Source organism: Polynucleobacter sp. UK-Mo-2m-Kol15, from assembly GCF_018881505.1.
Lineage (GTDB): Bacteria > Pseudomonadota > Gammaproteobacteria > Burkholderiales > Burkholderiaceae > Polynucleobacter.
On the sequence record NZ_JACVQC010000001.1, the window covers coordinates 1786950 to 1799439 of the forward strand.

The following is a 12490-nucleotide window of genomic DNA, read 5'->3' on the forward strand; positions in this document are numbered from 1 at the left end:
TTAGCGCGCCCCCTCTTTCCACCAATTGAGCAGAATCCAGGATTCAGCGGTGTAATACAAAGGAGGTTCCGGATAGAGCATCTCTTTACGATACGCGATTCGGTGCGTTGGGTTGTACCACTGAGGAATCACGTAATAACTATTCCACAGAACGCGATCTAAAGCCCTAGTAGCCGCTCGTAATTCTTCACGAGTCTGGGCCTTCACAATCGCATCTACCAAAGCATCAACCACGGGGGATTGGACCCCAATCACATTGTCAGAACCTTTTTCTTTTGCAGCCTGACTACCAAAACGATCCCACAATTCATTACCTGGGCTTTGTGAATCCGGGAAGCGAATAGTAGTCATGTCGAAGTCATATTCATCCATGCGCTTTTGATGTAAAGCAAAATCACTCGTCCGAATATCTACTTGAATACCCAACTTCTCCAGATTACGCACGTAAGATGAAATCACCCTCAAGAAAAAAGGACCATCCTCGACCATCTCAAAACGAAAAGGTTCGCCCTGCATATTGCGTAAGGCGCCATCTCGGTATTGCCAACCAGCCTGAGCTAATAAATCACGTGCCTTGCGCAGATTCTGGCGCAAGCTATCTGGTGAAGCGGTTGAAGGTGCAGCTGGCATTGGATCAAAGACAGCATCAGGCACCCATTTAGGATATTGCGCCTTGAGAGGTTTGAGTAACTTTAATTCCGCTTCAGTAGGTTTGCGAGGACCATCAAAATTTGCGCTGAGATCACTGTTCGTAAAGTAACTATTAATGCGGCTGTATTGCTCGAAAAACAGTTGGCGATTCAGCCATTCAAAGTCGAGTGCATAACCCAAGGCTTGTCGTACACGCGGATCCTGAAAAATAGGTCGGCGTACATTCATTGCAAAACCTTGCATACCTGCGCCATTGTGATTGAGAAAGGCCTTCTTTTCTAAAGTGCCATCATTAAATCTTGGCCCCACATAACTCTTAGCCCAATTCTTTGCGCGGTACTCCACTAGAGCATCAAATTCTCCAGCCTTAAAGGCTTCTAGACGCACGGCGTCATCACTGTATAGCTTGTAATTCACACGATCAAAGTTATAAAAACCGACGCGGACATTGAGTGGCTTACCTCCTTGATCGGCCCAGTAATTTGGGTTGCGCTTAAAGATCATGGTCTTGCCAGCCTTGTAAGACTCAATCACATAAGGGCCACTAGCTATCGGGAGCTCAAAGGTCAACTTATCAAATGGTGTAATGCTGCCATCAGGCTTCTTGCCCCAGTTCCGTGAGAACACAGGCAAGGTACCCACCATTACCGGTAACTCGGGATTGCGATTCTTAAAATCAAAACGAACTACGCGATCAGAAACCACTACTGCTTGCTTCACATCGGCATACACCGTTTTAAATTGCGGATTAGCAAGTGAACTCATTAAGGTATCGAAGCTGTACTTCACATCACTAGCCAAAATTGCACTGCCATCCGAAAACTTGGCCTCGGGACGAATCCGGAACACTACAGACATCTTGTCAGTTGCCACTTGAATATCTTCGGCAATCAGGCCATAGGCGCTAGAAACCTCATCTGCACTACCTACCGCCAAAGACTCAAACATCAATTGCGCTACACCAGGGGCAGCAACCCCACGCAAGGTAAATGGATTGAACTTATCAAAACTTGTGCGGCGATCGGGATTTGGCAAAGTTAAGGTCCCGCCCCTTGGCGCATTGGGATTGACATAATCAAAATGGCTAAATCCATCAGCGTATTTGGGCTTGCCATACTGAGCGATTCCCTGGGCACCCTGAGCTGGATTGACTGCCATCCCAGCTAGAAGGGCTAGGAAGAAGAAAGTGGGGGTTGAGCGGATGGCGGGTAGCATGGGCATATATGCAACAATTGTAGATAGCAAATCACATTTGAAGCAAAGGACACAATATGGGCTTTCTAGCTGGCAAAAAAATACTGATTACCGGCCTTCTTTCTAACCGCTCTATTGCCTATGGCATTGCCAAGGCTTGCCACCGCGAAGGGGCTGAATTAGCCTTTACCTACGTGGGGGAGCGCTTTAAAGACCGTATTGTCGATTTTGCTAAAGAATTCAATACTGACCTGATTTTTGACTGTGATGTTGGCAGTGACGAGCAGATTTCAGCCTTATTTAAGGATTTAGCGAAGGCTTGGCCGCAATTTGATGGCTTTGTTCACGCGATTGGCTTTGCACCCCGCGAGGCGATAGCCGGCGACTTCTTAGAAGGCCTGTCTCGTGAAGGCTTCAAGATTGCCCATGATATTTCAGCCTATAGCTTCCCGGCGATGGCAAAAGAAGCTTTACCTATGTTGCGTGACAAATCCTCTTTACTGACGCTGACCTACCTCGGTAGTTTGCGAAATGTTCCCAACTACAACACCATGGGTCTAGCTAAGGCATCACTAGAAGCCTCAGTGCGCTATATCGCTGGTTCAGTTGGACCTAAGGGTATTCGTGCTAACGGCATCTCTGCTGGCCCAATTAAAACCTTGGCAGCTGCGGGCATTAAGGGTTTCGGTAAGATTTTAGATGCGGTTGAAAAAACTGCCCCAATGCGTCGCAATGTCACAATTGATGATGTTGGTAATACTGCTGCCTTCCTATTATCCGATTTAGCAAACGGCATTACCGCTGAAATCCTTTACGTAGATAACGGCTTTAGCCAAGTTGTTGGTGGAATGGAAGAAGTTTGAGTGTTTCACTGCGCGAGGCCCTGAAGTTTTGGGTCAAGCTTGGCTTTATCAGCTTCGGTGGACCTGCGGGACAAATCGCAGTCCTTCACCAAGAGCTTGTTGAGAAGCGTCGCTGGATTTCTGAGCGGCGTTTTTTACATGCGCTGAACTATTGCATGTTGCTCCCAGGTCCTGAAGCTCAACAGCTGGTGACTTATATTGGCTGGCTCATGCACCGTACTTGGGGTGGCATCTTAGCCGGCACCCTATTTGTATTGCCCTCTCTTTTTATCTTGATCGGTCTGTCTTGGGTCTATCTGACATTTGGTCAAGTGCCTTGGATTGCCGCGATCTTTTTTGGCATCAAACCCGCAGTCACTGCCATTGTCATCCATGCCGCATTCCGTATTGGTAAACGTACGCTTCACAATCAAGCACTCCGCTGGATTGCGCTCATATCCTTCCTGGCAATCTTTATTTTCAATCTGGCTTTTCCAATCATTGTCATTTTTGCAGCCTTGATGGGTTTTTGGGGTGGTAAGCGCTATCCAGAATATTTTCAGCAAGTTGCCTCCCACAATAATGCGAGCGGGACGCACGCTGCAGCGCTGATCGATGATCACACCCCAACCCCAGACCACGCCAAGTTTTCTAAAAAGCGATTTGCATTACATAGCTCCGTTGTTGCGACACTCTGGTTCATTCCATTTTTTGCTTTAGTCCTCATTTTTAGCTGGAAAACACTGTATCCACAAATTGCCTGGTTCTTTACTAAAGCCGCTTTCCTGACCTTTGGTGGTGCGTATGCCGTTCTGCCATATGTCTATCAAGGTGCTGTTGATCAATTTCAGTGGCTCAGCGCTGGTCAAATGATGGATGGTTTAGCACTCGGAGAAACTACTCCAGGACCTCTCATCATGGTGGTGGCCTTTGTTGGCTACCTTGCCGGCCATATTCAACACTTGATAGGTAATCACGATCCATTTTGGTTTGGCGTTCTCGGTGCCTGCGTTGCTACCTGGTTTACATTTCTGCCTTCTTTTTTTCTAGTGTTGGTTGGTGGCCCGTTGATTGAATCAACTCATGGCAAGCTAAGCTTTACTGCCCCGCTAACCACAATCTCTGCAGCGGTGGTTGGGGTGATCGCCAACCTAGGCCTGTTCTTTGCTTATCACGTCTTTTTTCCACATGGTCTTGGTGGCACCATCTCCTGGATTTCGATTGCCATTTCCTTGCTTGCAGGCTTAGCACTCTTTCAGTTTCAAAAAGGGGTAATCAGTGTTTTGACTGGGTCAGCTCTAGCTGGATTACTCAGCTATTTACTGACTACTTTATTGATCTAAGTACACCGTATTCGAGATTGACATTGGCATAATGGAACTTATGCGAATCGAACCTCAAACCATCACCCATCTCCAAGAATGGCTCGGTAAAACCGAGACTCTTCAAGATATCGTTACTGCTGCACCTGTTAGAGCCTTATCAGCCACACTTGACCGGCTAGACCCCGCGCCCAATGACGGAACTTTTCTTCCGGAGTTATGGCATTGGCTTTATTTTTTACCGTGCGCCCTTCAATCTGAAATCGGCCCCGATGGTCACCCTAAGCGTGGTGGCTTTTTGCCTCCCGTACCATTACCTCGCCGTATGTGGGCCGGTAGTCGACTTCATTGGTTAGCTCCTCTTACTGTAGGCGACGAAATCAAACGTGTCTCGAAAATCGAATCAGTTACGCACAAAGCAGGTCGCACTGGAGATCTCATATTTGTATTAGTCAAACATGAGATCTCCAATCAAAATGGTCTAGCTTTAGTTGAAGAACATGACATCGTATACCGAGATGCTCCCGGCCCAGAAGATAAGCCAGTTGCTCCAACACCTGCACCCACGGGCGCTACGTGGTCTAAAACAATTACACCAAATGATGTTTTACTATTTCGTTATTCAGCGCTGACATTTAATGGCCATCGCATTCATTACGATCGTAAATACGTTACTGAAGTAGAGGGCTATCCTGGCTTAATTGTTCACGGCCCCTTAATTGCAACCCTATTGGTCGATCTCGTACGTCAAAGTATTGTAGGCTGCGCGCTTAAGAGTTTTGAGTTCCGCGCGATTCGCCCTACCTTCGATATCAATATTTTTAAGGTTAGCGCTAAGCCCGATCTGGAAAAAGATCCTTCTGGAAAAACCATTTCCATTTGGGCCGAAGACCACGAAGGTTGGCTCACCATGCAAGCCACCGCAGTTTTAGCTTAGGAAATAATTAACCAATGACTACTCCACACTTATCTAAAGCCTTAGCTACATTTGCTTGTAAATTAAAGATTGGCGACATTCCTCAAGAAGTGATTGCACGTACTGAAGATTTATTAGTGGATTGGTTTGGCTCTGCGATTGCTGGTAAAGGCTCACGCCCTGTTGAGACTATTACGCAATTTGCGCAAAACATGGGTGGCTTTAATAACGCCAATCCCGGTTCTGCTGAAGTTCTGATTAGCCGAACTCATTCAAGCCCCTTCTTAGCTGCGCTTGCTAATGCAGCTGCCTCCCATGTTGCTGAACAGGATGACGTTCACAATGGCTCTGTATTTCATCCGGCTACCGTGGTCTTTCCTGCGGCACTAGCTACGGCGCAAACTATTGGCGCCTCAGGAGAAGATCTATTAGTAGCTGCAGTTGCTGGCTATGAGGTCGGCATTCGGGTTGGAGAATTTTTAGGTCGCTCGCATTACAAAACATTCCACACTACCGGTACTGCAGGGACCTTAGCGGCAGCTGCTGCTGTTGGCCATTTGCTTAAACTCAACCCCAGTCAAATGTTGCATGCCTTTGGTTCAGCGGGAACCCAATCCGCCGGTCTTTGGGAATTTCTCCGCGATGCCGCTGACTCCAAGCAGTTGCATACGGCCCATGCTGCCGCTACTGGTTTGATGTCAGCATACTTGGCGCAATCCGGTTTTACTGGAGCCGAACATATCCTAGAAGGTAAACAAGGTTTGGCTGCTGGCATGTCAAGCGATTCAGATCCTAGCAAGCTCACTGACCGATTGGGTAGTCGCTGGGCCATAGCTGAGACGAGTTTTAAATATCACGCCTCATGTCGTCATACCCATCCTGCTGCAGATGCCCTATTACAAGTGATGTTGACATATCAATTAAAACCAACTGATATCACTAAGATAGAAACGCTAGTGCATCAAGGTGCAATTGACGTGCTTGGACCGGTAACAGATCCGTCAACTGTTCATCAGTCTAAGTTTTCTATGGGCACCGTACTGGCACTGATCGCCCACTATCAATTTGCCGGTCTACAAGAATTTGATCAACACTTTCATGATCAGGAAATTTGCGCATTCCGCGATCGCATCACGATGATCTTAGATCCTGAAGTAGATGGTGCTTATCCCCAACGCTGGATCGGTAAAGTGAAAGTGTATTTACAGAACGGTGAAATTTTAGAGGGTCGTGTTGATGAGCCCAAAGGAGATCCTGGCAATACTTTGAGTCGCACCGAAATCACGGATAAAGCCATGCGTCTTGCTGCATTCAGCGGTGGTGCAACGCCAAGTGAGATGAGTAATGCAATTGAGCGCTTGTGGAATATCCGCAAGCAGTCCAAGATAGGCCTACTAATCTCCTAACTACTTAGTTTTTTATTTTTGCTTCATATTCAATAAAGTCTCACACATGAACCCACTCGATACACCCCTTGGCTTTAGCAGCACCTTCTTATTTGTCCCGGGCACTCGGCCTGAGCGCTTTACTAAAGCATTGGAAAGTAGCGCTGATAGCGTCATCATCGACTTAGAGGACGCCGTTCCCGAGGAAGACAAAGAATCTGCGCGCGCAGCAATACGTGCTGCTTGGCCTACATTTACCGCGGAACAAAAAAAGCGTCTCATCATCCGCTCGAATTCTCCTGGGAGTAAATTTTATTCAGCAGACCTTATCTTGGCGCAAGAGTTGGATGTGGCATGCCTCTTGATTCCTAAGAGCGAGTCTCTTGATCAAGTGAACGGGGCTGCTCAGGTCTTGCCAAATACTGCAATCATTCCGATGATTGAGACAGCGATCGGACTTGATCGCGTCAATGAGATCGCAAATTCTGAGCAGGTATTGCGCCTAGCTTTGGGTAATATTGATTTGCAGGCGGACTTAGGAATGGTATGTGACGCACAAGAAACTGAGCTGCAAACTGCGCGCTTTCAGATTGTGTTGGCCTCACGTCTAGCCCAACTTGCCCCTCCAATTGATGGGGTTACCCCCTCCACCGATGATATTGAGCGTATCGCAGATGATGCTGAGCGCGCAAAAAGAATGGGGTTTGGTGGCAAACTTTGTATCCATCCTAAACAGGTTTCCCTAGTTAAAGATGCCTTTATGCCTACTGAGGCTGAGGTTTCTTGGGCATATCGGGTGATTGAGGCTGATAAAGCATCCAAGGGTGGCGCCATTAAATTAGATGACCGTATGATTGATCGCCCGGTTGTTTTACTAGCCCAAAGAACCTTAGCTATTGCTGGTAAACCCTAGGACCGATAGGATTTAAAAGTGGCAAAATTAGCTCGCATCGCATATTAACGGAGACTTACATGAAACTAAAGAAAACCCTTTTCGCTGGAATCGCTGCAGTTGTCAGCGCCGGCACTTTATTAGGAAGCAATATTGCATCCGCTCAAACGGATTGGCCTACTAAAACGATTCAATTGGTTGTCCCATTCGCAGCTGGTGGCCCAACTGACTCTATTGCACGTTTAATTTCCGTGCCAATGGGGCAGGCTTTAGGTCAGACTGTGGTGGTTGAGAACGTCCCTGGTGCCGGCGGCACAATTGCCTCGACAAAAGTAGCGCGTGCAGCACCAGATGGCTACACCATTTATATCCACCATATGGGTATGGCTACAGCACAAGCTTTGTATGACAAGCTTCCCTATGACCCAATGACGAGTTTTGAATACATCGGACAAGTTGCTGATGTACCAATGGTATTACTAGGTAAAAAAGATTTGCCAGCAAATAACTTTAAAGAGCTTGAAGCTTATATCAAGGCTAATGGTTCAAAAGTGACTATGGCTAACGCCGGTCCTGGCGCAGTGTCACAACTGTGCGGTCTTTTATTCCAGAGTCGTATGGGCGTTAAGCTGACCAACATTCCTTACAAAGGAACTGGCCCTGCTTTAACTGACCTTTTAGGCGGTCAAGTTGACCTCTTGTGCGACCAAACTACACAGACCATTCCTTATATCAAGGATGGTCGTGTAAAAGCATTTGGTACAACAACCATGAAGCGTTTGCCTGCAATTCCTAATGTACCAACCCTGAACGAACAAGGCCTCAAAGGTTTTGAAGTGAAGGTTTGGCACGGCGTTTATGCACCAAAAGGCACTCCACAGCCAATTCTGAACAAGATCAATGCAGCATTGAAGAAGGCATTGAATTCACCGGATGTGAAGAAGCGCTTGGATGATGCCAACATCGATATCGTGCCTATGGATAAAGTATCCGCTCAAGGCCTCAAAGATCACCTTGATAAAGAGATCAACGTCTGGGGTCCAGTCATTCGTAAAGCCAACATTCCAGATTAATTTGGAATCGTAGTCGAAAAAAAGCCAGCGTTCTGCTGGCTTTTTTGTTATCCAAAGATTTACTGCTCAGCTAGAGGGTCAATGCATCCTTAAATAAACCCCCGTCCCAAACCTGAGTTAACCCGCCCTAAAGAGATAGCCAGATTGCGCTTTCTCGCGGCGCTTAAGATAAATAGCATTTGGGATGGCTAATACAGCCCAGATAGCCAAGAAGGGGTCTAAGAGATAGTCCCAAAGATTTGCTGATTCATGCCAATGGGCTGCCCAAGCCATGATCGCAAAAGAAATAATCCAGACTCCCTTAATCCACCCAGCAAGACCACAGGCAAGTGCAAAGAGAATGATTGCAATCAAGAAGGTAATGGAGTTATACCCCCATGCATAAGGGTCCATCATTCCAAATCCAAGCGCCAAGGGGTAAAACACAATTGCAATCAAAGCTAATGGCACCTTAAATCCCATTGGCGTCTTTTTGGCAGCAGGAAGAATGGAGCTCCACAGCAAAAGCATGGTCACAATACTGAGTTCGCCAGTAACACCGCGCACATAGGCAGACAAAGGTAACTCAAGCGACATCCCTAGTGGCCAGAAGAATAGATTTAACAGCAGCAAAACTATCAGCAAACGAATTGCAAATGGGATCTCTATTGAGGATATTTTTTGCAAGAGCATCATGAGCACTATGGAGCATGTCAGCGACATTTCAAGCAATGCAATGATTTGTAGGTATGGGGTCATCATTGCACCTCCTTTTCTTTAAGACCACTGATGGCATGTTTGAACCAGGCGGCTGAAAAATAAATATGCTTAATCTTTTTTCTATCCCATGTGTAGACAAGATGAGCATCTTCACCATTAGCAGAAACTAAATACGGATAAGAAAACTCTCGATGGCGACCATCAGTCAAAGATTCATCATCTTCGAGTACTTGTATCACTTGCCACTGAAGAGAGTTTGGTTCACGCATCACTATCACCAAGCGATAACGCGCTACTTCAATATTATTGAGCACCATTAATCTTGTGCCATTAGCTAAAGTGAGTGCGGCAAGAGCTGAGTTTGGATTAGGGATCTCGAGATCTTTTGCCATCACCCAAGACTGGCCAGCATCCTTGGTTTCACTAACGGGAATTTTCTTTGGCTGAGAGCTAGATCGAGTTTGGCGAAAAAAAGCACTCGCCTCTTGCGAGTCTTCTGTAAAAACAACAGGTTGAATTGCACCCCTACCCGAACTCATACGTCGTTTATCAATTACCCGGCCGACATCAACTCTCAGAAACTCACCAAAGCGGCCAATCCATTCATGATATGCCGGCAAACCTAGCCTTCCATCTGCAAATGCAATGGCTGGCGACTTCACCAGAGTGCTTAGATTAATCAATGGAGAACTAATTAAACGTTGAGGCTGACCCCAGGTTAAACCCTCATCATCTGAAATGACTGAAGAAATGGAACTACCAGCCCAACCCCCAATAGAAACGGTGACAAAAAATAACTGCATACGACCATCAGCCATTCTTGCTGGGACGGGATTACCCAATTTGGCAATATAACGAGACAAGCCTTTCTCTGCACTGACGCGATCCATCACCACAGTCGGAGCGCTCCATCTAGATGTCTGAGGATCAAAAACAGAGGTATTAATGACGACATCCGGTGCACCCTCCCGACTACCCGCAAACCAAAAAGCTCTGACAGCACCCTCTTTAAGCGCAATGAGGGAGGCAGCATGTACTGAGGGGGCTCCAGTATCAGGCAACCAATCAGTGCGCACACTTGGTGTAGCGACTTTGGCTGACGTAGAACCTTTAAGTGTCTTTATCGGCTTAGCAACTTCGGCTGGCCCTAGCGAATCATCCAGTGGATTTGCACTGCTGACTGGGTAGTCGCCTGCAAAAGGCGCCCATGATGGACGGCTATCAATGTGAAGATAGCCCAATACTGAGGCGAGTAATAAAAAACAGAAGGCAATCACACGGCTCATCGACAAGCATCCTTACTCATCAAAGGTAGCGCGATCGTTGTAGGCGTAGAAATTAAATATTCATTCACAAATAGGTGCTCTCCAATATGGCCTCTCAGTATCGCTTGAATCTCGGCATTTGAATGACGGGCTCGCATCTCCATACGCTTTCCTTCGATCTTGCAAGATTCGCATAGCGTAGGCTCTTCGCCAACTGGTGACTGTATCGCCACCAATGGGTAAGTACTACTCAGCAATTGAATTTGATTGGCATCCTTTGCCAAATAGCCGTGCAATATTGCACCAGGCAATAAGAGTCGATACTCCTCATCCTTGGCTCGATAGTCGCAAGGCACCCACACATCTTTCCCGGCAACGCTTTGGATAGTCACTTGAGAATATCGGCCCAAGCTACCCTCAAGAGGTGAGAGGCTAGTAGTGAGCGCGCAATAACAAAGAAAACAGCCCGCTAAAGCAATTGCTTTACTTCTCTCCCGATTAAATATACCCAACATCACCAAGATGATTGCAGCCACCATGAAACCCCAATGCCAAGGGGAGTAATTCCAAATACCGGGCTGCCCTAAAAAATTAGATAACTGTAAGTTGCTGCCAACCCAAGTAAGGGTTGATAGCAATACCAATTGCAATATCAATGCAATCCGAAATCCCCACAAAGGGAGTCGATCCCAATACATTGCAATCAAAGCTGCAAATGCTGGCATCACTGGAAGTAAGTATCGACCTGAGCGTTGGCTTGGCAGACTAAATACGATAAAAAAAGCCAATATCAAGAGCAGCAATAAAGTCTCTTCCAAAGAGAGGAAGCGACGCTCCCTCCAGCACAAAATCAAAGCTGAAATTAACACGAAGATGAACAATCCGGCGTTGGCTAGGGTCGTTAAAGCCAACATCCAAATACTATCGCCACCACGTAGTAAATCTAAGAAGTAGCTAGAGCTACGCGCCTCAAACTTACCTGCATTCTCACCGAGCACAAACTCTTTCCAAACCGCCTCTGGAAAAGGGTCGAGTACAAACCAAAGCGCGAATGTACCTAAGGCTAGAACAGCGATCAAAAGTACTTTGTACAAATCCTGCAAGACAATCCTAGGAATGCTCCACTCACGCCAGCGCCAGTAAAACAAACCTATAGCAAATGCGGCAGGAACCATATAAGCAAAAGACTTTGACAACAAGGCCATACCAAAAGAGGCTCCCGCCAATACTGGAAAGAGGAGCTTAGATTCAAACGCAGCTCTGCCCCAGTAAAGGAGTGCGAAGAATGGCAAGCTCAACCAAAATACCGTGGGAGGATCTGTCAGGAATGGGCGGCCATAGCGATAGGTCGCAAAAAAGGAAAGCCAAACTAATGCAGCCAATAGGCCAGTCTGTTTTTTACCGCTAAATCGGGCAACCGCCAAGAATAAGAATAGTGCGGTTAAACCGGTATATAAAACACTGGGCCACCTTAGTGCGAGGAGTGTCCACTCGGCACCCCACCCTGTACTGGCAATGCCCTCCCAAAATACCAATGGAGGCTTAGTATTTTTAATGCCATCCATCTCAGATTGCAGTGGTAACCAAGCCCCAGCATCAGCAGTCATCCGGACGATATGCATATACGGATACTCGTCCCCATTTTTTGGTGCAAAGCGACTATCTAAACCGTACAAATAGGTAAAAACACCTAGAAGTAGGATGAAAATTGCATTTCGGTAGGTGAATGAGCCTTGCATATCGCTAGTTTATAGGTCTTAGAGTTAAATCCTAAAAAACCATCGGCATAAATACCCTTGTTTTTTGCTCTGAGCTTATTAAAAAACAATCTAAGTAAAACCACTAATCCAGCCCACTACTGATTAAGATAGAGCCCATCAGCATCATCCCAAGAACAGCAGCATGTAAGGAGACAATCTCTATGCAAGTGAAGTATGTAAAACCCCTCTTAGCGGCCAGCGCCCTAATTGGCTTAAGCCAATGGAGCGGACTTGGCCTCGCACAAACCGCTGACCAACTCTATAAACGCGGTTTAGCGGCAACTTGCGCTAACTGTCATGGAACGGATGGCAAAGGAGTGGTTGATGGCGGCATGCCACTCATCAATACCCTCACTAGCGAACAAATGCTTGCCAAACTAAAAGCGTATAAGTCTGGAGCATTAGAGGGCACCATCATGCCGCAACTTGCTAAGGGCTACACAGATGAACAACTCACCATTATTGCCAATCAACTTGGCAAGAAACAATAA

11 protein-coding genes are annotated in these 12490 nt (G+C 46.7%); 7 read left to right on the top strand and 4 right to left on the bottom strand.

All coding sequences use genetic code 11. The features are described 5' to 3' along the window. A complete protein-coding gene (locus ICN43_RS09260) occupies window positions 1–1866 on the bottom strand; it encodes an extracellular solute-binding protein (RefSeq protein ID WP_255533480.1) in 1866 nt (621 codons plus the stop codon). 56 nt (window positions 1867–1922) lie between these two features. On the opposite strand from ICN43_RS09260, the gene fabI reads away from it, so the two are divergent. The 6 genes from fabI to ICN43_RS09290 are packed head-to-tail and all read left to right on the top strand — an operon-like array spanning window position 1923 to window position 8275. After that, window positions 1923–2708 carry an enoyl-ACP reductase FabI gene (fabI, locus tag ICN43_RS09265; RefSeq protein ID WP_216199119.1) on the top strand — a complete coding sequence of 262 codons (786 nt, stop codon included), beginning with the start codon at window positions 1923–1925 and terminating at the stop codon, window positions 2706–2708. Beyond that, window positions 2705–4030 carry a chromate efflux transporter gene (gene chrA, locus ICN43_RS09270; protein WP_216199123.1) on the top strand — a complete coding sequence of 442 codons (1326 nt, stop codon included), beginning with the start codon at window positions 2705–2707 and terminating at the stop codon, window positions 4028–4030. The genes fabI and chrA overlap by 4 nt, the downstream gene beginning before the upstream one ends. Before the next feature lie 31 nt (window positions 4031–4061). Beyond that, window positions 4062–4946, top strand: coding sequence for a MaoC family dehydratase N-terminal domain-containing protein (locus ICN43_RS09275; RefSeq protein ID WP_216199126.1), 885 nt, complete (start codon window positions 4062–4064; stop codon window positions 4944–4946). A 14-nt stretch (window positions 4947–4960) separates the two neighbouring features. Next, on the top strand, window positions 4961–6331 hold the full coding sequence (locus tag ICN43_RS09280) for an MmgE/PrpD family protein (protein WP_216199129.1): 1371 nt from the start codon (window positions 4961–4963) through the stop codon (window positions 6329–6331). Between the two features lie 46 nt (window positions 6332–6377). Further along, the gene (locus tag ICN43_RS09285) at window positions 6378–7223 is read left to right on the top strand and encodes a CoA ester lyase (protein WP_216199131.1); all 846 of its coding nucleotides are present in this window, start codon (window positions 6378–6380) and stop codon (window positions 7221–7223) included. A gap of 59 nt (window positions 7224–7282) precedes the next feature. Further along, window positions 7283–8275 (top strand): tripartite tricarboxylate transporter substrate binding protein, encoded by a 993-nt coding sequence (locus ICN43_RS09290; RefSeq protein WP_216199133.1) that lies wholly within the window; start codon window positions 7283–7285, stop codon window positions 8273–8275. Between the two features lie 117 nt (window positions 8276–8392). On the opposite strand, the gene ICN43_RS09295 is transcribed toward ICN43_RS09290, so the two are convergent. The 3 genes from ICN43_RS09295 to ICN43_RS09305 are packed head-to-tail and all read right to left on the bottom strand — an operon-like array spanning window position 8393 to window position 11978. Beyond that, window positions 8393–9016: a hypothetical protein gene (locus ICN43_RS09295; RefSeq protein ID WP_255533481.1), complete on the bottom strand. Its 624-nt coding sequence runs from the start codon at window positions 9014–9016 to the stop codon at window positions 8393–8395. Beyond that, window positions 9013–10260, bottom strand: a complete 1248-nt coding sequence (locus ICN43_RS09300; RefSeq protein WP_216200049.1) for an exo-alpha-sialidase — start codon at window positions 10258–10260, stop codon at window positions 9013–9015. Before ICN43_RS09300 ends, ICN43_RS09295 begins: the two co-directional genes overlap by 4 nt. Beyond that, window positions 10257–11978 carry a glycosyltransferase family 39 protein gene (locus tag ICN43_RS09305; RefSeq protein ID WP_216199136.1) on the bottom strand — a complete coding sequence of 574 codons (1722 nt, stop codon included), beginning with the start codon at window positions 11976–11978 and terminating at the stop codon, window positions 10257–10259. Before ICN43_RS09305 ends, ICN43_RS09300 begins: the two co-directional genes overlap by 4 nt. A gap of 182 nt (window positions 11979–12160) precedes the next feature. Between ICN43_RS09305 and ICN43_RS09310 the strand changes: the two genes are divergently transcribed. After that, entirely contained in the window at window positions 12161–12490 is a 330-nt protein-coding gene (locus ICN43_RS09310; RefSeq protein WP_216199139.1) for a c-type cytochrome, read from the top strand.